The organism is Shewanella submarina (assembly GCF_042646185.1).
Taxonomy (GTDB): Bacteria; Pseudomonadota; Gammaproteobacteria; order Enterobacterales; family Shewanellaceae; genus Shewanella; species Shewanella corallii.
Genome location: NZ_JBHRTD010000018.1, coordinates 537,779 through 561,093, shown reverse-complemented (window position 1 = coordinate 561,093; position 23,315 = coordinate 537,779). Strand labels below are relative to the sequence as shown.

General features: G+C 52.2%; 22 protein-coding genes. 17 read left to right on the top strand and 5 right to left on the bottom strand.

What is annotated here, in order from left to right; translation table 11 throughout:
* The first annotated feature begins 30 nt into the window (after positions 1 to 30).
* The 14 genes from nadD to dpsA all read left to right on the top strand — a co-directional run bounded on the left by nadD (position 31) and on the right by dpsA (position 12,053).
* Positions 31 to 690 (top strand): nicotinate-nucleotide adenylyltransferase, encoded by a 660-nt coding sequence (gene nadD / locus ACFOE0_RS19420; protein ID WP_248934246.1) that lies wholly within the window; start codon positions 31 to 33, stop codon positions 688 to 690.
* A gap of 99 nt (positions 691 to 789) precedes the next feature.
* Positions 790 to 1,116 carry a ribosome silencing factor gene (gene rsfS, locus ACFOE0_RS19415; RefSeq protein ID WP_115138039.1) on the top strand — a complete coding sequence of 109 codons (327 nt, stop codon included), beginning with the start codon at positions 790 to 792 and terminating at the stop codon, positions 1,114 to 1,116.
* Positions 1,116 to 1,586: a 23S rRNA (pseudouridine(1915)-N(3))-methyltransferase RlmH gene (gene rlmH, locus ACFOE0_RS19410; RefSeq protein WP_115138040.1), complete on the top strand. Its 471-nt coding sequence runs from the start codon at positions 1,116 to 1,118 to the stop codon at positions 1,584 to 1,586. The genes rsfS and rlmH overlap by 1 nt, the downstream gene beginning before the upstream one ends.
* 60 nt (positions 1,587 to 1,646) lie before the next feature.
* Complete coding sequence (gene mrdA / locus ACFOE0_RS19405; RefSeq protein ID WP_248934245.1) at positions 1,647 to 3,506, top strand: penicillin-binding protein 2; 1,860 nt, start codon at positions 1,647 to 1,649, stop codon at positions 3,504 to 3,506.
* Positions 3,503 to 4,609, top strand: a complete 1,107-nt coding sequence (rodA, locus tag ACFOE0_RS19400) for a rod shape-determining protein RodA (RefSeq protein ID WP_248934244.1) — start codon at positions 3,503 to 3,505, stop codon at positions 4,607 to 4,609. The genes mrdA and rodA overlap by 4 nt, the downstream gene beginning before the upstream one ends.
* 34 nt (positions 4,610 to 4,643) lie before the next feature.
* A complete protein-coding gene (mltB, locus tag ACFOE0_RS19395) occupies positions 4,644 to 5,642 on the top strand; it encodes a lytic murein transglycosylase B (RefSeq protein ID WP_248934243.1) in 999 nt (332 codons plus the stop codon).
* Positions 5,623 to 6,429, top strand: a complete 807-nt coding sequence (locus ACFOE0_RS19390; RefSeq protein WP_248934242.1) for a septal ring lytic transglycosylase RlpA family protein — start codon at positions 5,623 to 5,625, stop codon at positions 6,427 to 6,429. Before mltB ends, ACFOE0_RS19390 begins: the two co-directional genes overlap by 20 nt.
* 279 nt (positions 6,430 to 6,708) lie before the next feature.
* Positions 6,709 to 7,887, top strand: a complete 1,179-nt coding sequence (locus ACFOE0_RS19385; protein ID WP_115138045.1) for a serine hydrolase — start codon at positions 6,709 to 6,711, stop codon at positions 7,885 to 7,887.
* Positions 7,888 to 8,016: 129 nt separating this feature from the next.
* Positions 8,017 to 8,295 carry a DUF493 family protein YbeD gene (ybeD, locus tag ACFOE0_RS19380; protein WP_248934241.1) on the top strand — a complete coding sequence of 93 codons (279 nt, stop codon included), beginning with the start codon at positions 8,017 to 8,019 and terminating at the stop codon, positions 8,293 to 8,295.
* A 112-nt stretch (positions 8,296 to 8,407) separates the two neighbouring features.
* Positions 8,408 to 9,064, top strand: coding sequence for a lipoyl(octanoyl) transferase LipB (gene lipB / locus ACFOE0_RS19375; RefSeq protein ID WP_248934240.1), 657 nt, complete (start codon positions 8,408 to 8,410; stop codon positions 9,062 to 9,064).
* Entirely contained in the window at positions 9,061 to 10,026 is a 966-nt protein-coding gene (gene lipA, locus ACFOE0_RS19370) for a lipoyl synthase (RefSeq protein ID WP_248934239.1), read from the top strand. The genes lipB and lipA overlap by 4 nt, the downstream gene beginning before the upstream one ends.
* Before the next feature lie 154 nt (positions 10,027 to 10,180).
* Positions 10,181 to 10,621, top strand: coding sequence for an excinuclease (locus tag ACFOE0_RS19365; protein WP_115138048.1), 441 nt, complete (start codon positions 10,181 to 10,183; stop codon positions 10,619 to 10,621).
* Positions 10,622 to 10,737: 116 nt separating this feature from the next.
* Complete coding sequence (locus ACFOE0_RS19360; protein ID WP_248934238.1) at positions 10,738 to 11,157, top strand: hypothetical protein; 420 nt, start codon at positions 10,738 to 10,740, stop codon at positions 11,155 to 11,157.
* 422 nt (positions 11,158 to 11,579) lie between these two features.
* Positions 11,580 to 12,053 (top strand): DNA starvation/stationary phase protection protein DpsA, encoded by a 474-nt coding sequence (gene dpsA / locus ACFOE0_RS19355; protein ID WP_115138049.1) that lies wholly within the window; start codon positions 11,580 to 11,582, stop codon positions 12,051 to 12,053.
* A 101-nt stretch (positions 12,054 to 12,154) separates the two neighbouring features.
* On the opposite strand, the gene rimI is transcribed toward dpsA, so the two are convergent.
* Entirely contained in the window at positions 12,155 to 12,601 is a 447-nt protein-coding gene (rimI, locus tag ACFOE0_RS19350; protein WP_248934237.1) for a ribosomal protein S18-alanine N-acetyltransferase, read from the bottom strand.
* Between the two features lie 21 nt (positions 12,602 to 12,622).
* On the bottom strand, positions 12,623 to 12,988 hold the full coding sequence (locus ACFOE0_RS19345; protein WP_248934236.1) for a DNA polymerase III subunit psi: 366 nt from the start codon (positions 12,986 to 12,988) through the stop codon (positions 12,623 to 12,625).
* Positions 12,989 to 13,180: 192 nt separating this feature from the next.
* Between ACFOE0_RS19345 and ACFOE0_RS19340 the strand changes: the two genes are divergently transcribed.
* Positions 13,181 to 13,426 (top strand): hypothetical protein, encoded by a 246-nt coding sequence (locus tag ACFOE0_RS19340; RefSeq protein WP_248934235.1) that lies wholly within the window; start codon positions 13,181 to 13,183, stop codon positions 13,424 to 13,426.
* A 194-nt stretch (positions 13,427 to 13,620) separates the two neighbouring features.
* On the opposite strand, the gene lysS is transcribed toward ACFOE0_RS19340, so the two are convergent.
* Both lysS and prfB read right to left on the bottom strand, forming a co-directional pair.
* A complete protein-coding gene (gene lysS, locus ACFOE0_RS19335) occupies positions 13,621 to 15,129 on the bottom strand; it encodes a lysine--tRNA ligase (RefSeq protein ID WP_248934234.1) in 1,509 nt (502 codons plus the stop codon).
* 16 nt (positions 15,130 to 15,145) lie between these two features.
* Positions 15,146 to 16,244, bottom strand: a protein-coding gene (prfB, locus tag ACFOE0_RS19330; RefSeq protein WP_248934233.1) for a peptide chain release factor 2 whose coding sequence is annotated in 2 segments (ribosomal slippage) — positions 15,146 to 16,168 and positions 16,170 to 16,244 — 1,098 coding nt in all. Because the reading frame shifts where the segments join, the coding sequence is not laid out codon by codon here.
* A 489-nt stretch (positions 16,245 to 16,733) separates the two neighbouring features.
* Here prfB and ACFOE0_RS19325 point away from each other — a divergent pair.
* A complete protein-coding gene (locus ACFOE0_RS19325; protein WP_248934232.1) occupies positions 16,734 to 17,717 on the top strand; it encodes a pentapeptide repeat-containing protein in 984 nt (327 codons plus the stop codon).
* A gap of 43 nt (positions 17,718 to 17,760) precedes the next feature.
* Here the strand turns inward: ACFOE0_RS19325 and ACFOE0_RS19320 are convergent, their stop codons facing one another.
* Positions 17,761 to 18,006, bottom strand: coding sequence for a hypothetical protein (locus ACFOE0_RS19320; protein ID WP_248934231.1), 246 nt, complete (start codon positions 18,004 to 18,006; stop codon positions 17,761 to 17,763).
* Between the two features lie 585 nt (positions 18,007 to 18,591).
* On the opposite strand from ACFOE0_RS19320, the gene fdhF reads away from it, so the two are divergent.
* Positions 18,592 to 22,983, top strand: a complete 4,392-nt coding sequence (gene fdhF / locus ACFOE0_RS19315) for a formate dehydrogenase subunit alpha (protein WP_248934230.1) — start codon at positions 18,592 to 18,594, stop codon at positions 22,981 to 22,983.
* The last annotated feature ends 332 nt before the right edge of the window (positions 22,984 to 23,315 follow it).

The following is a 23,315-nucleotide window of genomic DNA, read 5'->3' as shown; positions in this document are numbered from 1 at the left end:
TTTATTGTCCACAGCAGGAACGGCTGAGATATGGCACAAACCTCACCCCGCCGTTGGATTGGTCTGTTGGGCGGCACCTTTGACCCTATACATTACGGCCACCTTAAACCCGCTCTGGAAGCCCATAAACAGCTCGGACTGGATGAAATCTGGTTAATGCCCAATGCCATTCCGCCCCACAAGGATGGCGAGATAACTGACTCTGTGCATCGCCTTGCGATGGCCCGCGCCGTGTGCGACGTCCATAGCGGATTCAGCCTCTGTGATATTGAGCTTGAGCTTGCGGCTTCCGGCACTCCCAGTTATTCGGTCAACACTCTCAAGGTCCTCAAGCAAAGATACCCTGACTGTGACTTCGTATTCCTGATGGGTATGGACAGTCTGTTGTCCCTGCATTTGTGGCACGAGTGGCAGCTACTGACCGGGCTGTGCAGCCTGCTGGTCGCGATCCGGCCGGGGTGGCAGCTTGAAATCAGCCAGCTGCCCGGGCAGGTACAGGCCCAAATAGTCAGCCAACTCAGCCGTGGCAGTACAGGGCAGATCCAGATGCTGGACGTCCCGCCACAGGATATCTCCTCCACGGAAATCCGGGCTCAACTCCGGCAGGGGAACTTACCGGCGGCCATGATGCCAAAGGAAGTAGCCGATTATATTCAGGCGCACAACCTCTATCTGTCCCGGCCAGACTGACCAATTCAACCGTTCGGCCCCTGTAGTGATTGGTCGCTTACCTGATATTGTTGCCGTATAATGTGCGGCTGTTTTTGAATTATTGATGAGGACTCTTACGTGCAAAGCGCGGAGTTGAAAGCATTTGTTGTCGATAAGGTCGACGACCTGAAAGCCAAAGATATTGTTACCTTTGACGTTTCCAACCAATCTACTATCACTGATTACATGGTGATCTGCTCCGGTACTTCCAGTACTCACGTGCGTTCCATGGCAGAGTACGCGGTGAAAGAAGCCAAGCAGGCCAATATTGAAATTCTGGGTGTTGAAGGCCGTGATGGCTCCGAGTGGGTTTTGGTGGACTTCGGCGGTGTGATTCTGCATGTCATGCAGGAACAAACCCGTGACTTCTACCAGCTTGAAAAGCTCTGGTCTGAAGGCGCCTGATGAAGCTGCAACTCGTGGCAGTCGGCACCAAAATGCCGGACTGGGTAACCCGTGGCTTCGAGGAGTACCAACGCCGTTTCCCCCGGGATATGGCGTTGGAACTGATTGAGATCCCGGCTGGCAAGCGTGGTAAAAACGCTGATATCGCCCGCATCCTGCAAAAGGAAGGGGAGTTGATGCTGGCGGCAATCCCCAAAGGCAACCATATTGTAACCCTGGATCTGCCCGGCAAGCACTGGACGACGCCACAACTGGCGACACAGCTGGAAAAGTGGCAACTGGATGGTCGGGATGTCAGCCTCTTGATTGGCGGGCCCGAAGGGTTAGCGCCGGCATGTAAAGCCGCTGCCGCTCAAAGCTGGTGTCTGTCAGCTCTGACCCTGCCCCATCCCATGGTACGGATTGTGGTGGCAGAGAGCCTTTATCGGGCCTGGAGCATCAACAACAACCACCCGTATCACAGAGAGTAATACTCGCTAATCAAGACTTGGCCACAAATTTGTGGCCCGTAAACTGGTCGGAGAGCATAAGTGTCGCCAAGAAAGCGCATTACCATGCATGATCACGCAGCTGAGGCGTCGCTGTTTAAGCGCCGGGCGCTGTTTACTTTTGTTTGCGTCATTCTCATGGTGTCCATCCTGCTGGGTAACCTTTATCACCTGCAGGTCACCTCATTCAACGATTACACCACACGTTCAGATGACAACCGCATCCGGGTACTGCCTTTGCCTCCAAGCCGCGGTCTGATCTACGACAGGCACGGCGTATTGCTGGCAGAAAACCAACCTTTCTACTCGCTTGAACTGGTCCCAGAGAGTGTCAAAGATATCCCCGGCACCATAGATGGACTGGCGGCCATTATTGACATCAGCGAAGATGAAAAAGAGGACTTCAACAAGTCCCTCAAGCATCACAGACGCTTTAAGCCTTTAACCCTGAAAGCCCGCCTGACTGAGGAAGAGGTCGCCATATTCAGTGTTAATCAGCACAAGTTTCCCGGTGTGGAAGTGGAAGCTGGTCTCAAGCGTTATTACCCCTACGGCAGCACCCTGACCCATGCCCTTGGCTATGTGGGCCGCATTAACTCCCGTGACCGTGAATCACTTGAACGCAGTGGCGACTGGAGTGATTACGCCGGAACCAAGTTTATTGGCAAACAGGGCATTGAAAAATTCTATGAGCCGGTACTGCATGGCAAACCGGGACACCTTGAAGAAGAGGTGAACAACCGTGGCCGCACCATACGTACCCTTAAAGTCTCTGAGCCCGAGCCGGGCCAGGATATCTATCTCACAATAGATTTGAAGTTGCAGCAAAAAGCCCAGGAGCTGCTGGACGGCCGCCGCGGCAGTATTGTAGCTATCGACCCAAGAGATGGTGGGATTCTGGCGCTGGCTTCAAGCCCCAGCTATGACCCCAATCAGTTTGTTCACGGCATCAGCTCCAAAGCCTACAGCGAACTGCTGAACAACCGCTCCCGTCCATTGATCAACCGAGCCACTCAGGGCCAGTACGCACCAGCATCGACAGTAAAACCCATTATGGCGCTGCTGGGACTGGAAGAGGGTACCGTCACCGAGAAAACCCGCATCTGGGATCCCGGCTTCTGGCAAATTCCCGGCGTTGACCACAAATACCGGGACTGGAAGCGTTGGGGCCATGGTTGGGTGGATGTGTACCACTCCATTATCGACTCCTGTGATACCTACTTTTACGACATGGCATACAAGCTGGGTATCAACAAGATCTCAGAGTTTATGACCCAGTTTGGCTTCGGTCAGCCCACCAATGTGGACATTTATGAAGAAGCCTCCGGCATTATGCCGTCACGGGACTGGAAGCGGGCACGCTACAACCAGCCCTGGTGGATTGGTGACACCATCTCTGTGGGCATTGGTCAGGGCTACTGGACTACAACCCCACTGCAGCTGGCTGCCGCCACTGCTATTGTTGCCAACAAGGGCAAACGCTTCTCTCCTCACCTGATGAAGGCGGTGACTCAGAATGATGGCACCCTCAAAACCCCTGTAGATAAGATGCCGCCTGTTGTGCTCAAAGATCCCAAAAACTGGGACATTATCAATGACGCCATGCAGCAAACCGCCCACAAATCCCGCTTCACCGACGCCAAATATACGGCGGCCATGAAGACAGGTACTGCTCAGGTATTCTCTGTGGCCCAGGACGCCAAATACGATGCCGAAAACATCGATGAGCGCCTCAAGGATAACGCCCTTATTGTGGCTTATGCCCCCTATGAAAACCCCAGAATCGTATTGGCTGTAGTGCTGGAAAACGCCGGTTGGGGTGGCGCCAACGCAGGTCCTGTGGCCCGCGCCATGCTGGATGAATATATTCTTCGCGACACCAAGGAGCCGACCAAAGAATGAGTGCGCATCCAAGTCGCCAAACTTTTTGGCAACGCATCCATATTGACCTGCCTCTGCTGGGCGGCATTTTAATCCTGTTCTGCTTCAGCCTGTTTGTGATCTATTCAGCAAGCGGTGGCAGCCTGGCGATGATGGACAGGCAGATGATCCGCATGGGGTTGTCTTTGCTGGTGATGTTGACCGTAGCCCAAATCAACCCGGAAGTGCTGCGTCGGTGGGCACTGCCTATCTATGTAATAGGCGTTATCCTGCTGCTTGCGGTTCACTTCTTTGGCGAGATCAACAAAGGGGCACAGCGCTGGTTAAACCTGGGCTTTATGGAGTTCCAGCCATCAGAGCTGATGAAGCTGGCGTTCCCCATTACCATGGCCTGGTTTATCAGTAAGTTCCCTCTTCCTCCCAAGAAGCGACATCTTGCCGGGGGGGTTGCTATTTTGCTGATACCTACCCTGCTTATCGCCAGCCAGCCGGATCTGGGTACCTCGATTCTGGTTGCTGCGTCCGGGGTATTTGTGCTCTTTCTGTCCGGTATGAGCTGGACCATTGTAGGCGGAGTATTGCTCGCCGTACTGGCGTTTCTGCCCATCCTCTGGTTCTTCCTGATGCACGACTACCAGCGCACCCGGGTACTGACCCTGCTCGATCCTGAGAAAGACCCTCTGGGTGCCGGTTACCATATTATCCAGTCTAAAATTGCCATCGGCTCGGGCGGATTCTGGGGTAAGGGCTGGCTGGAAGGTACTCAGTCACAGCTGGAATTTCTGCCGGAACGTCACACCGACTTTATCTTCGCCGTAATAGGAGAGGAGTTTGGCTTAATTGGTATTCTGCTGTTGCTGGCCCTCTATGTGTTTATCATCGCCAGGGGACTGACTATCGCGTCCCGTGCGCAAACCAGCTTTGCCCGCCTGCTGGCAGGCTCCATTACACTGACATTCTTTGTATATGTATTTGTAAATATTGGTATGGTGTCAGGTATTCTGCCTGTAGTGGGGGTTCCACTACCGCTGATCAGTTATGGGGGAACCTCCATGCTGACACTGATGACGGGCTTCGGAATTCTGATGAGTATTCACACTCACAGACGCTTTATCGACCGTTAAACCAAAGCACACAACGGAAAAGAGAATCACCGGAATGACAAGAATCTCCTCGTTACTCGCGCCACTCTTCGCTCCAATAGGCGCCCTCTTGCTTGGCTCAGTCGCTGTTGCTGAGCCTCTGGACACCAAGACGCTGACTGCTGACTTTATCAAAGAGCAGCAAGCCAAAGGCTTTACCCAAGCGGAAACTGAAGCATTTCTGGCCGATGCCAAACTCAACCAGGATGTGCTGGATGCCATTTCCCGACCATGGGAAGCCAAACCATGGCATGTTTATTATCCGATTTTCCTGACCGAGAAACGGCTGGCAGCAGGTCTAAAGTTCTGGAATGAGCATGAGCAAACCATCGCCCGTGCGGCCAAAACCTATGGTGTCGACCCACAGGTGATTGTTGCCATTATCGGTATCGAAACCTTCTATGGCGGTTACATGGGTAAGTACCCTGTACTGGATGCCCTCTATACTCTTGGCTTCCATTATCCACCCCGGGCCGACTTCTTCCGCTCTGAACTGGGCCAGCTGCAGCAGCTGATTAAAGAGGAAAAATTACCTCTGGATGAACTAAAAGGCTCCTATGCAGGTGCCATGGGCTATGGCCAGTTTATCTCCTCAAGCTATCGTCATTACGCCGTGGACTTTGACGGTGATGGCCAGCGGGATCTGCTGACCAACCCTGTGGATGCCATCGGCTCCGTCGCCAACTACTTCCATGAACACGGCTGGCAGGCTGGCGAACCTGTGGTCTTGCCACTGGTGAATGAAGGAACGCCAAAAGCCAAGGTGTGGAGTGGCGAGCGGCTGAATCTGACCGTTGCAGATATCCTCAGCCCGGATTTAAGCCTGAAGAAGAATCAGGACCTCAACGCCAGCCAAAAAGCGATGTTGGTGGCGCTGGAACAGGCAGACAGTACGGAATATTGGCTGGGACTGAAGAACTTTTATGTGATCACCCGTTATAATCGCAGCCCTTTATACGCTATGGCGGTCTACCAATTCAGTGAACAACTTAAACATGCCCATGACCAAAGCTAAAACCCTGCTGCTGTGCGGCCTGCTTTCTACCTCTGCCTTACTGGCAGGCTGCTCCGGTGGTGGACGTTACGATATGGCGGACGATGAGGCCCCGAGTAATGCGCCTGACGTCACCAAAGTAGAAAACGCCCAACCCAGGTTTGAACCATACAGCCGTCAGGGCAACCGCCGATACACAGTACTTGGCAAAACCTATGATGTGATGCCAACCAGCCAGGGCTACACCGAAAAAGGTGTCGCCAGCTGGTATGGTGCCAAGTTCCATGGCCACCTGACCTCCAATGGTGAGCGCTATGACATGTACTCCATGACTGCCGCTCACAAAACCCTGCCGCTGCCCAGCTATGTCAAAGTGACCAACCGCGACAACGGCAAGCAGGTAATAGTGCGTGTGAATGACCGTGGCCCTTTCCATGGCGGACGGATTATCGATCTGTCTTATGCTGCCGCTGCCAGGCTGGATATGCTGAAAACCGGCACCGCCAATGTGGAAGTGGAAGCCATCTATATCGCCAGCCCCCAGGTCCCCCAACTGGCAGAGCTGACCGGCGAACAGACCTACTATATTCAGCTGGTCGCATCCAAAGATAAAGCCAGACTCGCAACCCTGGCCGCAGAACTGGAGACCAAACACCAGTTACAGTCGCGTCTGCAACAGCAAGGTGATATTTATCGACTGCAGCTTGGTCCAGTTGGCCAGTTAACTCTGGCCAATAAACTGCTGGAAACCCTGCGAGCCGACGGTTTTCCCGAGAGCTTTTTGGTCACGCCACCGCCAGCCAAGTAATAAACCCGCCCCCTCTGTGTAAATGAATACCTCATTGGTGTGAACTTTTGAGCATTTTATTTGTTTAATAACACATGGGGGCAAGTAAGCGGGTATTGAGCAGGAATTGACCCATTGCTACACAGGCTTGCTGCTGTTGCTAACAAATTCAAACAATTTGCAGTGTTGGTCAGCGCGTAAGATGAACAGCCGCTAATTAAAATCCCACTGTAGATAGTGATATACTCCGCTGCAGTTTGCAGTTCCGAACCCAATACAACCAAAAGACGTACTGAAGTAATGAAGAATTTTGTCAAAGGACCTTTGAAAGCCATCCTGGTGTTTACCGGGCTTGCCGTTTCCGTTGCAACTCAGGCAGCACCTATGGTCATTCCGGACTCCCCGGATGTGGCCGCCAAAGCCTATGTGCTGATGGACTACAACACAGGTAAGGTGATTGCTGAGAACAACGCCTATGAAAGCCTGAACCCAGCCAGCCTGACCAAGATGATGACCAGCTACGTTATCGGTCAGGAGATCAAACGTGGTAACGTCAACCCGGATGATGAAGTCCAGATCTCCAAGAACGCCTGGGCCAAGAACTTCCCTGACTCCTCCAAGATGTTTATCGAGGTGGGCACCAAGGTTAAAGTCTCTGAACTGAATAAAGGCATCATCATTCAGTCAGGTAACGATGCCTGTGTGGCCATGGCCGAGCATATTGCCGGTACCGAAGGCGCCTTCGTTGATCTGATGAACTCCTGGGCCAAGCAGCTGAACATGACTGACTCTCACTTTGAGAACTCACATGGCCTGGACTCTGACGACCAGAAAACCACTGCCTATGATATGGCACTGCTGGGCGCAGCGCTGATCCGTGACGTACCAGATGAGTACAAGATTTACAGCGAGAAGCAGTTCACCTACAACAATATTCCTCAGTACAACCGTAACCGCTTGCTGTGGGACAAGTCACTGAACGTTGATGGCATTAAAACCGGCCACACCTCAGGTGCAGGCTACAACCTGGTAAGCTCTGCCACCAAAGACGATATGCGTTTGATCGCCGTGGTACTGGGCACCAAGAGCGCCAACGCCCGTGCAGCAGAGAGCAAAAAGCTGCTGAATTATGGTTTCCGTTTCTTTGAAACTGTGACCCCATTCAAGGCCGGTGAAACCTTTACCGAAGAGCGTATCTGGTTCGGTGACAAAGAGCAGGTGAAACTGGGCGTAATGACTGACACCCCTATCACCATCAACCGTGGTCAGGGTAAGAACCTGCAGGCTCATTATGAGCTGACCAAAGAACTGACTGCGCCTATGGCCAAAGGTGAAGTGGTGGGTCGTCTGTACTTCCAGCTGAACGGTGAAGATGTAGCCCAGTTCCCTCTGGTTACCCTGGAAGAGGTGAATGAAGGTAGCTGGTTCAGCAAGCTGATGGACTACTTCAAGCAACTGTTTGCCAGCTGGTTCGGTTAATTCCGACAGTTAATCCAGAGAAAGCCACCTGCGGGTGGCTTTTTTATTGCGCGCTCTCACTGCCTGCACTTGAAAAGCGTACAATAAGCACCATATAGGATTCATTACACCCGATTTAGAGAGTTCACCATGACTAATTCCGATCTGAATACCCGTTTTGAAGAGCTGATGGAGTTTCCGGCTTCTTTCCCATACAAGGTAGTGGGCGATGCTGATGACACTCTGGCAGACCGTGTGGTTGCCGTAGTACAGAAGCATGTACCGGGTGACTATGTGCCAAGCACCAAGGCATCAAGCAAGGGTACCTACTACTCAATTACCATCCGCGTCACAGTGGAAAATAAAGAGATGGTTGAGACCCTGTATACCGAACTGGCAGCCATCGAAGGCGTTAAGCGGGTTCTATAATTCATTTGCAGATCACAGTTCAAATCTTGCCAAAGTAAAACTGTGATCTGTATACCGTTGTCAAACAGTCAAGTATAATGGCGCCACTGATTTCAGAGGGGAGAGGTTGCCCTTGCATAACGACACTTTGCATGTTCGTCATCTGGGTCGTCAGGACTATGAGACTGTCTGGCATGCGATGCAACACTACACAGATAACCGGGATGAAAACAGCCCAGACGAGCTCTGGCTGGTAGAGCATCCACCGGTATTTACTCAAGGCCAGGCCGGCAAAGCGGAACACATACTGAATCCGGGAAATATCCCTGTTATTCAGGTGGATCGTGGCGGTCAGGTAACTTATCACGGTCCGGGCCAATTAGTGGCCTATCCCCTGCTTGATATCAAACGCCGTAAAGTCGGTGTCCGCCAGCTGGTGACCGAAATCGAACAGAGCCTGGTCGACCTGCTCAAGGGATATGGCATTGAAGCCTACGCTAAAGCTGACGCTCCGGGCGTCTACGTGAATGAACGCAAGATAGCCTCTTTGGGTCTGAGGATCCGCAAAGGTTGTTCGTTCCACGGACTGGCTTTAAACGTAGATATGGACTTGGAACCCTTTCTGCGGATCAACCCCTGTGGCTATGCGGGACTGGAAATGGTCCAGTGTAAAGCCCTCGGCGGGCCGCAAACCGTTATTCAAGCTGGTGATGACCTGGTCACCACCTTTACCAAGCGTCTGAATTACGGCCAAGTGATTCACCTTGAAGGATTAGCAAACACACTATGAGCAGACCTGAGAGATTACAACCCGGAGTCAAACTCCGCGACGCCGACAAAGTCGCCCGTATCCCGGTTAAAGTCATGCCTTCCGAGCGCGAAGACATGCTGCGTAAGCCTGACTGGCTGAGAGTAAAACTGCCGGCATCCAGCCAGCGTATCGAAGGTATCAAGCAGGCGCTGCGTAATAACGGTCTACACTCTGTCTGTGAAGAAGCCTCCTGCCCTAACCTGGCAGAGTGTTTTAACCACGGCACAGCCACCTTTATGATTCTGGGTGCCATCTGTACCCGTCGTTGCCCATTCTGCGACGTGGCCCACGGCCGCCCGCTGAAGCCGGACGCTGAAGAGCCAAAGAAGCTGGCCAAAACCATCTCTGAGATGAAGCTCAAGTATGTGGTGATCACCTCGGTTGACCGTGATGACCTGCGTGATGGTGGCGCTCAGCACTTTGCCGATTGTATCCGCGAAATCCGTGTGCTGAACCCGGAGATCAAGATTGAGATCCTGGTACCTGACTTCCGCGGTCGTATCGACGCTGCCCTGGATATCCTGGCCACAGAGCCACCGGATGTATTCAACCATAACCTGGAAACCGCTCCGGCTCACTACCGTAAGGCCCGTCCGGGTGCCAACTATCAGTGGTCACTGGATCTGCTCAAGCGTTTTAAAGAGCGTCATCCGGATATCCCAACCAAGTCCGGCATCATGCTGGGTCTGGGCGAGACCAACGAAGAGATTGAACAGGTACTGCGTGATCTGCGTGAGCACAATGTCAACATGCTGACTCTGGGTCAGTACCTGCAGCCTTCCAAGTTCCACCTGCCGGTGAAGCGCTATGTGACTCCTCTGGAGTTCGATGCCTTCCACGACTATGCTACGGAAATTGGTTTTACCCATGCAGCCTGTGGTCCTCTGGTTCGTTCCAGCTACCATGCCGACCTGCAAGCCAAGGGTGTTGAAGTTAAATAGGCTCCAGCATACTGATAAAACAGCGCCAATTGGCGCTGTTTTTGTTTATGCCTGCGGCGGTAAAACCCCACCATGGTGTGATTTTCAGCCGATTGATATCCCGGTATTATGTCCATAAATCGCACACCGAATATGGAAATCAGGATAGTTCAAGATGAAGAAGCTTATTTTAACTGCACTCCTCTCCCTCTCTTTTACCTCAGTCTCTGTACAGGCCAGAGATGATATTGGCGCATACTCTATTGCCGATACCATGGCGCTGCCTGTCGCTCAGAACAAGCTTGGCAATGATATCGCCTTCTACTTTGGTGATCAGGCCTATGGTGAGGTTGAGCAAAACTTTGGTGAGTTTAAAACCAACAAAAAAACCAATGCCTTTAATAAGACCGACGAAGAAGCCTGCCAATGGGTATTTCTGTCAGCCATGATTTCCCTGAAACAGAGGGCAATCAAAGAAGGAGGCAATGCGGTGGTCAATATCAAGTCCAACTACAAGAACAACCTGACCTCAAGCACTGAGACTTTCCAGTGCGGGGCAGGTGCTTTGATTGCTGGTGTCGCCCTGACCGGAGATGTGGTCAAACTGAAAAACTAACCGTCAGAAAAAGCAGCACTTTTAGTGCTGCTTTTTCTTCTGCTTTGCCCGTCCTGAAACAGGTTTATACCTTTGAGACCTATTTTTGCTTTCAGACAGAGAGACGGTGAAGGTGCATGAAAAAATTAAAATACCTTAGTCTGTTAGTCGCGATTACTGCGTTACTGGTCTTAATGCTTTTTGTATACGAGGGTGATCTTAGCGGAAGCGGTACCGCTCGCTTTGATGTTTCTCCTGATTCTGAATATATCGTTATGCGTGTAGTTATTGACAGCGAGCCTTACTACTACCAAATGTTAATGACGCCAGAAAAAGAAATACTGTTTGTGAAAAAAACCAGTTTGGAGAGTCCTATCACCAATAATGCGACCTGGGTAGGTGAAGAGGAACAGGACCCCTTGGGCGAACATGTGCGGGTTGCTTATGAGAATGTAATTGAGCTTCCTCCCTCAGCATTTCAACGGGCTTATGCTTGGTTGTTTGTTAATTTAAATGGCTTTGATATAGACAATTTAGATATGAAACCAATTGATTAACAGCTACTGATAATTTGCTAACAAGGCCATGGTCGAGAAAGACCATGGCCTTTGTGTTTATAGGGTGACTGACGAGCAATTTAGATACCCGTTTTTTGGGATATAGCCTTACGAACACTTGATTTGGCTGACTGTATATTACCAGCGTCAGGAATACCGGGCTTATCGAAAGCGACGAGTTCAGGAACATGACTGTCGCTACGATAAAGCGCTAACGAACCTTAGGACGACACAGCGATAAGTTAATGCTCCGACCTGCTTGCCTTAATACGGCCTCTGATACTCTGTTTACCATTCTCGACAGTCCCGCTGAGCGGACGCATCGACCACAACAAAATAGATTAGAACCATCGAGTTTAATTGATATATCAATTTTCAGTATCGCCCTATACTGGGTCTATTGAAATTCGGAGGAACGCACTATGAACCAGATTAATATCGGCATTGAACAGGCAGATCGTGAAGCTATCGCCGCAGGCTTGAACCAACTGCTGGCAGACACCTATAGCCTGTACCTGAAAACCCACAGCTTCCACTGGAACGTAACTGGCCCAATGTTCAACACATTGCACCTGATGTTTGAAGGTCAATACACAGAGCTGGCGTTGGCGGTAGACGTGATTGCTGAACGTGTTCGTGCTCTGGGTGCCCGCGCTCTGGGTTCATACAGTGCTTACGCCAAACTGACTCAAATCAGCGAAGACAACGGCGTATCTTCTGCCAAAGCCATGATTCAGGAGCTGCTGGAAGGTCAGGAGATTGTTATCCGTAACGCCCGCGCCCTTTACCCATTGGTACAGAAAGCGGACGACGAAGCCACTGCAGACCTGCTGACCCAGCGTATTCAGCTGCATGAAAAAACCGCCTGGATGCTGCGCAGCCTGTTGGAAGAGTAATCAACTTCAGGTAGTTGTCGCTGCCACAATGAAGGAACGCAAAAAGTAAAACGGTCACCTGAGTGACCGTTTTTTATTTGCGCTTTTTCAGTGCGCCATCTTTACACCAAAGGCAGGCTCATCAGCACCGCATCTTCTGTACCGTCGGCGGTTTTGTAATAGCCCTTGCGCTCACCTGTGACTACAAAGCCCAGCTTCTGATAAAGGCCTATGGCACTGGCATTACCGGCGCGAACCTCCAACATTAACTGTTCCGCCTCTGTTTGCTTCAGCCAGTCGATACCTGTTTGCATCAAGGCCTTCCCCCACCCTTGCCCCTGAGATTCAGGTGCCAGGCAAATATCCATGACAGTTGCCTCTTCAAACAGCTGGTGAAGAATAATAAAGCCCACCAGGAGGTCGCCATCAAAGGCACCATAACAGCGGTAAAAGTTTCCAAAGCAACTGGCGATGGTGTTCTCGCTCATAGGGTGACTATGGGCTGCGGCGGCAATCTTTGCCATCAGGGGGGCCTGTTCAACAGGCAATTGGCGGATTTCGGTACTCATCTTGATGCTTAATATTGGCTTTTATTTGTCGGCGACAGTGGCAGCTTGTTGTTGCCGGGCTTGTTGCCATTGCCAGATTTGCTGCCACAGAGCACGCTTCCCCTCACTGCCAGCCAGCAGTTTACTCAGAGGAGATGAGTAGATGGTGCCCGGCTTGTGTGGGCGATTCATCAGGCGCATATCCCAGATGACTCTATCACCTGTCTGCACCTGATCGACAATATAGATATGCTCAGGATCGATATCGAGCACCTTGAGCACGGCAGCAACCAGAGGATGACCATCAAGCTGTCTGGGATCATCGCACAAGAGTAAGTTGCGAGGCTCACCTGTGCGGGGGCGCCAGCGGCTGATCCCCATGGCATCCAGATAATCTTGTTGTTTCATCGTGTTCCTGTCTTTAATTTGTGGCGTTTTCAGCGTTTTGTTGCCGCTGTGCTGCTAAGGATACCAGCAGTTCTTCCATAAGACAGCTTCTCAAACCAGACTCACGTCATCAATACTCCGGCTGCGGATAAAACCGGCAGGGTTTCCCGCTTGCCTGGGGTAGAATGAAGCAAATATTTTGAGGACACACACATGAACAGCTATAGCTTCAGCCTGCTCACTGAAACCCCTCTGGTCGAGATGGATGACTTTGAGAATATCCGTATGCAATTGATTCAGGTGGAATGCATCGACGCACTGATCCACTCAGTCAACGATAACCTGGTCCTGGATTTCGAGCGCAGAGCAGAGTCCGTAGAAGCCGCCATTAAAACCGTGAAAGAGGCCCTGAGCCATACGCATATCAAGGTGACAGACACTGTGATTATGGGTCAGTAATACCCATCCGCATAGAGGATTGATCTCACCAGAACCATTTCAGCCATTCGAGTACAATCCAAATCGGTGACGACATAGTGGTTCTATGACCAGGCAATTTGGGGCAGTAATCGTGTGGCTGACAGATATTAAAAAGCCGACAACTCAATGAGTGTCGGCTTTTTGTCTACCTGCTATCAACTAAGCGTTGGCGATTAAGCCTCTGGACGCATAGCCGGGAACAGGATCACGTCACGGATGGTGTGAGTGTTGGTGAACAGCATAACCAGACGGTCAATACCGATACCCTGGCCAGCAGTTGGTGGCAGGCCGTGTTCCAGAGCACGAACATAGTCAGCATCGTAGAACATAGCTTCGTCGTCACCAGCATCTTTAGCGTCAACCTGAGCCTTGAAGCGGGCATCCTGATCTTCAGCATCGTTCAGCTCGCTGAAGCCGTTGGCCACTTCACGACCACCGATGAAGAACTCGAAACGGTCAGTGATGAAGTCGTTACCATCGCTGCGACGGGCCAGCGGAGAGATATCTGCTGGGTAGCCGGTGATGAAGGTAGGCTGCATCAGTTTAGGCTCTGCGGTTTCACCGAAGATCTCTTCCAGCAGCTGACCACAGCTCCAGAAAGTTTCCACTTCAATGTGCAGGCTCTTGGCCAGCTTGCGCATGAAGTCCAGGTCTTTAACTTCTTCATAAGTCATGGCCTGAATGGTTTCATTCTCTGGGTTGTAGTGCTTGATCGCTTCCAGCATGGTCATACGGGTGTATGGACCACCGAAATCAATGGTGTGCTCGCCGTAAGGCAGCTTGGTGTCACCACACAGATCTTTGGCGATAGAAGACAGCATCTCTTCAGTCAGGTCGATCAGGTCGTTGTAATCAGCGTACGCCATATAGAATTCCATCATGGTGAATTCTGGGTTATGACGTGGAGACAGGCCTTCGTTACGGAAGTTACGGTTGATTTCGAACACGCGCTCGAAGCCACCAACTACCAGACGCTTCAGGTACAGCTCAGGTGCAATACGCAGATACATGTCGATATCCAGCGCATTGTGATGTGTGATAAATGGACGGGCAGAAGCACCACCTGGGATCACGTGCATCATTGGCGTTTCAACTTCCATGAACTCTTTGTTGATCATGAAGCTGCGGATAGCCTGCATCACCTTGGAGCGCATTTTGAACGCGTCACGGGACTCTTCGTTAACGATCAGGTCAACGTAACGCTGACGGTAACGGGTTTCCTGGTCAGTCAGACCGTGGAACTTCTCAGGCAGAGGACGCAGTGCTTTAGTCTGCAACTGGAACTCGTCCATGTTTACATACAGGTCGCCTTTACCAGACAGGTGCAGCTGACCGGTTACACCAATGATGTCACCGATATCCAGGCCCTGATACTGTTCTTTCAGTGCAGCCTGAACACCTTTGTCGGCGTAAGCCTGAATACGTCCGGATACGTCCTGGATTACCAGGAAAGGACCACGCTTGGCCATAACACGACCGGCGATGCTGGTGCGGAAACCCAAAGCTTCCAGCTCTTCCTTCGACTTAGCACCGAATTCAGCCTGCAGCTCGGCAGCCTTATGGGTGCGGCGGAAGGTGTTTGGGTGGCCGTTGGCAGGGCTGTCTTTACGGATGTGGTCCAACTTGGCACGACGTTCCGCAATCAGCTTGTTTTCATCTTGGATTTGAACTTGTTCAGTCATTTTCCGCTCTTCTCAATTACAGCCCGGACTTCAGGCTGGCTTCAATAAATTTATCCAGATCGCCGTCCAAAACGGCCTGGGTATTGCGATTTTCAACACCGGTACGCAAATCTTTAATCCGTGCGTCATCCAATACGTAGGAACGGATCTGGCTGCCCCAACCGATATCAGACTTGGCGTCTTCAGCGGCCTGGCGCTCGGCGTTCTGCTTCAGCATCTCCAGCTCATACAGTTTCGCTTTCAACTGTTTCATGGCCGTGTCCCGGTTTTTATGCTGGGAACGATCATTCTGACACTGTACTACCGTGTTTGTCGGAATGTGGGTGATACGGATCGCAGATTCAGTTCTGTTAACGTGCTGACCACCGGCACCGGATGCCCGGTAAGTATCGACACGCAAATCAGCAGGATTGATCTCAATCTCAATGGAATCATCGATTTCAGGGTATACAAACACTGAGCAGAATGACGTATGACGACGGCCACTGGAGTCAAACGGAGACTTACGAACCAGACGGTGTACACCTGTCTCGGTACGCAACCAACCAAAGGCATATTCACCGCTGAACTGAATGGTCGCACTCTTGATACCGGCGACATCGCCGTCAGAGACTTCAATCAGTTGCGGGTTAAACCCATGGTCTTCGCCCCAACGCAGGTACATACGCAGCACCATGTTGGCCCAATCCTGAGCTTCAGTACCACCTGAACCAGACTGGATATCCAGATAACAGTTCAGATGATCATTGGTGCCGGAGAACATACGACGGAACTCCAGCTCTGCCAGCTTGCTTTCCAGGTCATCCAGTTCACTTTTGGCATCGTTGAAGGTGTCTTCATCATCTTCTTCAACTGCCAGCTCCAGCAGACCTTCAACATCCTCCAGACCTGAGTCCAGGGTATCGATAGTCTTAACTACAGCTTCCAGGTTTGAACGCTCTTTACCCAAAGCCTGGGCACGTTCAGGGTCATTCCACACATCAGAGCTTTCCAGCTCACGCGTTACTTCTTCCAGACGCTCTTGTTTGGCGTCATAGTCAAAGATACCCCCTAAGGAGCATAGTGCGGTCAGCCAGCTCCTTAATCTTGAATTTCACCGGATTTACTTCAAACATTGACCTGATAATCCTATGGTTTGACGAGTGATATTTGGCATGCCGACCCGGCTGACAATTGTCCCCGGCTCCACCTGCACATAAAAACCGCGTATTTTAACTTATGAATACACAATTACCAATGCCGCAGAGCCGGTATTACAGGGGAATATTGCAAATAATTTTCCCTTACTTCTCACTGCCGTCGGCGGCTTAAGGCGTTTTCGATTAAAGCTGAAAACTCCTCATGCCGGTCAACGGTTATTCAGCAGCTTACCCCACTCAAGTTGCCGCTTTTTCAACGCAGCATTAAATCGCGTGCATCTTCATCATTTTTTTAAGAAAGTGCGCGCTTGGTCCACAGAAGCATCACGCTTTCCTCCTCCATATCAGAGACGCAAGTTGCGCTCGCTGCAGCTTGCTATCTGGCGTCTATACTCAAATCAGAGCACTGAAGTTAATCATCAATCTTCAGACAAACCTCAGGTGCAAAAGGACAAGCAGAGGACTATGGATACCAAACACACTCGCTGCAGTTACCATGAGCAAGGTGGCCACAAATGCCATGAGACCGCAGGTAAATCAGGTCTCTGCTACTGGCACGACCCCAACATCACCAAAAACCATCCTGAAGATAAAGAGCGACTCGAAGAGTACGCCAAAAACGGTGGCCAACTGCGAGGCATCAGCTTACGCAGAGCAGATCTTGAAGGCATAGATCTGGTTAATCATCACCATAAGCAGGGCTATGATATGGCCCACGCGGATTTCTATCGTGCCAATCTCTCCGGTGCCCACCTGTTCCACCTTAAGCTCAACGATGCCAATTTGATGAAAGCCGATCTGCGGGACGCCAACCTGCATATGGCAGATGTGGATAATGCCAACCTGCTGGGGGTTAAGTGGAACGGTGCCAAGATTGAGAATATCAATGTTGGCCGCAGCTTGATGCAGGAGCGATTGGCGGATAAAGCGCTGGAGGTAAATGAGAACGACATTGCCCTGGATTATTATGAGCAGGCTGAGGAGATCTATCGTGATCTGCGTAAGGCTGCTGAGCGGGAAGGCTTATTTGGTATGTCGGGCAACTATATTCGCCATGAGCTGACCATGCGCCGCTACCAGATGCCGAGGATATCTACCGAACGTAGCGTTTCCAAGCTGATCGACCTCTTCTGTGGCTATGGAGAAGCGCCACTGCGGGTAGTAGGCTTCTCTATGGTGCTGATCTTAATCTGTGCTGTTTGCTATTTCTTTACCGGCCTGAGCTATGGCGGCGAAGAACTGGTATTTAGCCCAACTGAGTCAATATCAGAACAGTTCTCGCTGTTCTTCAACTGCCTTTATTATTCGGTCGTCACCTTTACCACCCTGGGCTACGGTGACTTTACGCCCATAGGCTACTCCCGGGCGGTAGCCGCCTTTGAGGCCTTCACAGGCAGTTTTACCATCGCCCTGTTCGTGGTGGTATTTGTGAAAAAGATGACCCGCTGACAATCCCCCTGGAAACGGCGGGCAAGTGCCAGAGAGAGACAGGTCAGTGGTCTCGCATTTCCCACATTTCCAGCAAGTGGTGAGCCCTGAGCGTCATCCATAAGAGCGACGCCATCGTCAGATTGTACAGAATGAAAGCCTTAACCAATTCGCTGCTCAGGGTATGTATCACTGACAGAAAAAGAAAAACCAGAAAGGCCGCCACAGCCAGAACAATCTCTACAGCAAAACGGGCAACTCTGAGCTTAAATTTGGCCCTTTCCATCCACTTATCACTTTGTCCTTCCATACCCTGCTCTGCTCAGTATCTAGGGTCTGCTGACCTTTCATGGTTGAATTTTGCTCGAGATAGACGCGCTTTAATCGCGGCGCAAGGTGTGCCGCCTAGTGGCCTAAGCAAATACCTTGCAACAAAGAGTAAAGCGCGTGTAGCCGAGCCCTTCGGGCAGCGTTTGTCGTCGCTTTCTACTGCATTAACGCTCATTTATGTAGAACAACTACACTGCAATCGCGTTGCTTTGTATAAAACAACGACAAAGTGCTGCAAAAACCATCTTCAAAGGTCAACAGACCCTGGTATTAACGGCAGCATCTTAATCATCCCCGGTTTGGGGTCAAGGTGGAGTATTGTCAGCTGTCGCGCCCATCACTAATTCACTCACCAACACCAGCAAATGTGACACCCATCACCACCAATTGGCCAGCGAACAAGCGAAGCGCTCAATTAGCAAAGGCTTTGTGAGCAACGCCTCAATTAGCACACAAATGAAGACTGGCCAGACCGTGAGATTAGAGGCCGGTGAGTATACTTGGCCGGATCTGTCGGCCTGCAGTCTCAGGCCGGATGCATGTTTCAGGACGATAAGGTCTTTCCATGATAGAACTGATTATTGACGGACAAACCGTGACCGCCGAAAGCGGCGAGACGCTGTTGACCTGTGCCACCCGCGCCGGAATTGAAATCCCCCGCCTGTGCCACCAGTTCCCCCACGACGCAGATGCCGACATAGGCAACCCACAAAAACAAGAATGTAACCTGTGCGTGGTGGAGATCCTTCAAGCTCCCCCTACAAATAATGAACAGGCGACCACAGCCTGTCAGACTCATGGTTCCTGTGAAAAAGTTAACGCCTGTCAAACCGCTCACGCCTGCAAGACAGAGGTCAGCAACGGCCTGATTGTCACCACCCAGTCGGCTCAATTGAGCAAACTGAGACAGGATGCCCTGCAAACCATTCTTTCAGACCACTTTGCCGACTGTGAAGCCCCCTGTCAGCGTGCTTGCCCGGCTGGTGTCGATGTACAACAGTACCTGTATCACATAGCCCAGGGTAACCACACCGAAGCGGTAAAAATCATCAAGCAAACTCTGCCACTGCCTTTGAGTATCGGTCGTGTGTGCCCGGCCTTCTGTGAGTCTGAATGCCGTCGCGGCTTGATTGATGAGCCTCTGGCAATTCGTCAGCTTAAGCGTCACGCCGCCGATTTGGATCTGAATGATGAAGACCCATGGATGCCTGAGCGCGAAGCTGATACGGGTAAGAAGGTGGCCATTATTGGTGCCGGACCTGCCGGTCTGGCTGCCGGATACTTCCTGTCCAATCAGGGCCATGAGGTCACTATTTTCGACAGTGCCCCCCAGGCCGGTGGCTGGCTGAGATACGGTATTCCCGAGTACCGCCTGCCCAAGGCGATCCTCGATAAAGAGATTGAACTCTTGTGCCGCAACGGTCTGAATATTCAAACCAACACCCGTCTGGGCCAGGATATTCAGCTGAGCAATCTGGTAGAAAGTTATGACGCAGTATGTCTGGCCATTGGTGCCCAGAAAGCTGTGCCTATGGACTATCCCGGCAGTGATTTAGCCGGTTGCTATCTGGGTGTGGACTACCTGCGCGACTACTGCACAGAAAAAACCTACAGCACAGGCCAGAAAGTGGCTGTAATTGGTGGTGGTAACACAGCCATCGACTGCGCCCGTACCGCGCTGCGCGACGGCGCCGATGTCACCCTTATCTATCGCCGTACCCGCGAAGAGATGCCGGCTGAGCCCTATGAAATTCATGAAGCCGAGGTAGAAGGGGTTAAGTTCCACTTCCTCACCAATCCGCTGGAAAACCACGCCGATGACACTGGCCGGGTAAACTCAGTCACCTTCTCCAAAATGGCATTGGGGGAGCCGGATGCCTCAGGTCGCCGCGCGCCGGTTGCCACCGGGGAAACCTTTACCGAAGCGTTCGATACCGTAATTGCAGCAGTATCTCAGATGCCGGATATGGAGTTCCTTAAGTATCCGGAAAGCCAGCTGTCCAATGGCCAAATCGCCCTGACCCGCTGGAACACCTTTGCAGGTTGCGAACATACCATGTCGGCAGGTATCGAGAAGCTGTTTGTTATTGGTGACTCCCGTACTGGCCCGGCGACAGCTGTGGCAGCAATCGGTGATGGTCGCCGCGCCGCTGAAGCGATTCACAAGCAACTGTCTACCGGTCTGGTGTGTGAGCTGGTGCCTGAGCAGTTCAATGCCGCCAAGGCCAAAAAGACCGCCACACTGGATACCAGTTTGTATCCCAATATCCCGGTTGAACCCAGGGTTAAAATGCCTGAGCTGACACCGGCTCAGCGTGAGCAGAATTTTGCTGAGGTGGAACTGGGCTTTGGCTATGACTCAGCCCTGAAAGAAGCCGCCCGCTGTCTTGAGTGCGCCTGTCAGGCCAACAAGCAGTGTGATCTGCGGGACTATGCCACTGAGTACAGGGTCGATGCCAAAGCTATCGCACAGGATGCGCCAACTCAGGCCCGCCGCTTTACCGTGGATACCAGTGCACCCTTTATCACCTTCGATGCCAACCGTTGTATCAGTTGCGGCGCCTGCGTCGATATGTGTCAGCGTCAGTCCGGACATAAGGCGATCTGCTTTGAAGAGGCCAGTTTCTCTGCGATTCCGGGCTGCAGCGCCAATGACAGCGTGAACAAAGATGCGATTCGTCGTGCACCTCGTGCCGGATTCAGCGTTTCCATGGCCGACTCCAACTGTGTGCAGTGTGGTAACTGTGTGCAGGTATGCCCTACCGGCGCCCTTGTGGATGCCAGAGACAAGTCCCAGGCGCGAGCCAAAACCCAGCTGGAAAAAATCTCCACCGTCTGTACTTACTGTGGCGTTGGCTGCCGGGTAGAGATGCATGTGGATAAAGCCAGCAACCGCATTATGCGGGTAACAGGTGACTCTGAGTCCAAGGTCAACGAAGGCATGCTGTGCGTCAAAGGTCGTTTTGGCTTTGACTTTGTTCAGAGCCCTGAGCGTCTGACCACGCCTATGGTACGTAAGCAGGGGCAGCTGGTCCCTGTCAGTTGGGATGAGGCCATCAGTCACGTAGCTCGCAGACTCACTGAAATCAAAGCCGAGTATGGCAGTGATTCGCTGGCGACCCTGGCATCAGCCAAGGCCACCAACGAAGAGAACTTCCTGCTGCAGAAATTTACCCGCAGCGTACTGGGCACCAACAATATCGACCACTGCGCCCGTCTGTGCCACGCCTCAACGGTGAGCGCGCTGTACGACACCCTGGGCAGCGGCGCCATGACCAATGATATTCCGGGCATTGCTGAGTCTGATCTCATCTTTATCCTGGGCTCAGACACTACCTGCGCCCACCCGATTATCGCCTCGCGTATTCGTGAAGCAGTCAGTACAGGCAAGGCCCGTCTGGTAGTTGTCGACCCGAAACGGGTTGAGATTGCCGACAGCGCCGAGCTGTATCTGGCCCAGCGCCCTGGCACAGACGTGATGCTGCTGAACGCCATCATGCAACAGATTTTGCTCAATGGCTGGCAGGATGATGCCTACATCGCCGCACGCACCGAGCAATTTGAAGCGGTTCGCACTGAGGTGATGAAGAGTGATTACAGCCTGGACAATGCCGCCATTATTACCGGTATTGCCGCTGAAGATATCGCCAAACTGGCCAAACTTATCGGTACTGCCGACAAGACAGCCATCTACTACGCCATGGGCATCACCCAACATACCTGCGGCCATGACAACGTACTGGCTATCTCCAACCTGCAGCTGATGCTGGGCAATATCGGCCTTGAAGGCGCAGGTATTAACCCCCTGCGTGGTCAGAGCAACGTACAGGGCAGTTGCGATATGGGGGCCCTGCCCAACTATCTGCCCGGCTATAAAAAGCTGGTCGACGCCGATAACCGTGCGCCGGTTGAAGCGGCCTGGAATGTCACCCTGCCGACGCAGGAAGGTATCCCGGCATCCTATATGATGAAGGCGCTGGTGTCCGGCAAGCTTAAGGCCATGTACATCATGGGTGAAAACCCTGTGCTCAGCGACCCGGATCAGGCCCATGTACTGGATGGTCTGGCTGCAGCCGAGTTTATTGTGGTGCAGGATATCTTCCTCACCGAAACTGCAGCCCTGGCCGATGTAGTTCTGCCTGCCGCGGCTTTTGCCGAGAAGCGCGGTCACTTCACCAATACCGAGCGTCGGGTGCAGCAGCTGCAACCTGCTGTGACCTCTCCGGGTCAGGCCAAGCCTGACTGGCAGATAGTTCAGGCCATTGCCAACGCCATGGGCGCCGAGTGGCACTATGAAGCGGAAGAGCAGATTTGGACTGAAGTAAACCAGCTGACTCCTCAATACCGGGGTATTACCTGGGAGCGTGTTGCGCCAACCTCTATCAAGGGTAAACAGGGTCTGCAGTGGCCATGTCTGGATGAGCAGCATCCCGGCACCCGCATCATGCACCAGACTCAGTTTATCCGCGGTGCTCAGGCCAAATTTGAGCCGGTCAGCTTCCGCCTGCCAGCCGAGATGCCCTGTGAAGAGTTCCCGCTGGTGCTCTCAACCGGTCGTCTGCTGGAGCAGTTCCACACAGGGACTCTGACCCGCAAGACCAAAGGTCTGGATATGCTGGCAAGCCCAAGGGTGATGATGTCGGTATTCGATGCCGAGCAGCTTGGGGTGAACAATGGCGATATGCTGAAGCTGGCGACCCGCCGTGGCGAAATAACCATTCGGGCCTTTGTGACCCGCCGCGCCCAGGCTGGCGTGCTGTTCCTGCCATTCCACTTTGTGGAAGCCGCAGCCAACAAGCTGACCATCAATGCCCTGGACCCGGTTGCTCATATTCCTGAGTACAAGTTCTGCGCCGTACGCGCCGAGAATTTGGGGGCCATGGAAGGTTATGGCGATACCCTTGATGAGGTGTTAAATGACGCCTCATTGGAGAGTGAAGGTATTCCAGCCGCTTAATCCGGTAAGCTGAGGATCAGCTTCTATCCATCTTTTGATGGATTAAAACACCCTGGCAGGGTTTGCTTGCCAGGGTGTTTTTTTGCCAGTTTGCTGACTGGCTGGCAGCTTGATTATGGACTTGCAGTCCATTGTGCCTGCGGCACTACGGGGGCAAGCTGCACTTGCAATTATAGGTTTGTCCCTGCGGGACAGGCCGCTTTCAGCGGCAGAAAGTCGTGGGTTCCACCCACACTGGGCAAGAGGGGATCAACAGCAATCCCCTCTTGCATCTCCCCTGCCGCCCCAACCGAAGTTGTAATCCATCGTAAAATGCCTTCAATGGACGCAAA

Bases quoted from the DNA above. Each gene is read 5' to 3' on its own strand.
- nadD (WP_248934246.1), top strand. From the start codon at position 31: ATGGCACAAACCTCACCCCGCCGTTGGATTGGTCTGTTGGGCGGCACC.
- rlmH (WP_115138040.1), top strand. From the start codon at position 1,116: ATGAAGCTGCAACTCGTGGCAGTCGGCACCAAAATGCCGGACTGGGTA.
- rodA (WP_248934244.1), top strand. From the start codon at position 3,503: ATGAGTGCGCATCCAAGTCGCCAAACTTTTTGGCAACGCATCCATATT.
- mltB (WP_248934243.1), top strand. From the start codon at position 4,644: ATGACAAGAATCTCCTCGTTACTCGCGCCACTCTTCGCTCCAATAGGC.
- ACFOE0_RS19390 (WP_248934242.1), top strand. From the start codon at position 5,623: ATGCCCATGACCAAAGCTAAAACCCTGCTGCTGTGCGGCCTGCTTTCT.
- ACFOE0_RS19385 (WP_115138045.1), top strand. From the start codon at position 6,709: ATGAAGAATTTTGTCAAAGGACCTTTGAAAGCCATCCTGGTGTTTACC.
- ybeD (WP_248934241.1), top strand. From the start codon at position 8,017: ATGACTAATTCCGATCTGAATACCCGTTTTGAAGAGCTGATGGAGTTT.
- lipA (WP_248934239.1), top strand. From the start codon at position 9,061: ATGAGCAGACCTGAGAGATTACAACCCGGAGTCAAACTCCGCGACGCC.
- ACFOE0_RS19365 (WP_115138048.1), top strand. From the start codon at position 10,181: ATGAAGAAGCTTATTTTAACTGCACTCCTCTCCCTCTCTTTTACCTCA.
- ACFOE0_RS19360 (WP_248934238.1), top strand. From the start codon at position 10,738: ATGAAAAAATTAAAATACCTTAGTCTGTTAGTCGCGATTACTGCGTTA.
- dpsA (WP_115138049.1), top strand. From the start codon at position 11,580: ATGAACCAGATTAATATCGGCATTGAACAGGCAGATCGTGAAGCTATC.
- rimI (WP_248934237.1), bottom strand. From the start codon at position 12,601: ATGAGTACCGAAATCCGCCAATTGCCTGTTGAACAGGCCCCCCTGATG.
- ACFOE0_RS19345 (WP_248934236.1), bottom strand. From the start codon at position 12,988: ATGAAACAACAAGATTATCTGGATGCCATGGGGATCAGCCGCTGGCGC.
- ACFOE0_RS19340 (WP_248934235.1), top strand. From the start codon at position 13,181: ATGAACAGCTATAGCTTCAGCCTGCTCACTGAAACCCCTCTGGTCGAG.
- lysS (WP_248934234.1), bottom strand. From the start codon at position 15,129: ATGACTGAACAAGTTCAAATCCAAGATGAAAACAAGCTGATTGCGGAA.
- ACFOE0_RS19325 (WP_248934232.1), top strand. From the start codon at position 16,734: ATGGATACCAAACACACTCGCTGCAGTTACCATGAGCAAGGTGGCCAC.
- ACFOE0_RS19320 (WP_248934231.1), bottom strand. From the start codon at position 18,006: ATGGAAGGACAAAGTGATAAGTGGATGGAAAGGGCCAAATTTAAGCTC.
- fdhF (WP_248934230.1), top strand. From the start codon at position 18,592: ATGATAGAACTGATTATTGACGGACAAACCGTGACCGCCGAAAGCGGC.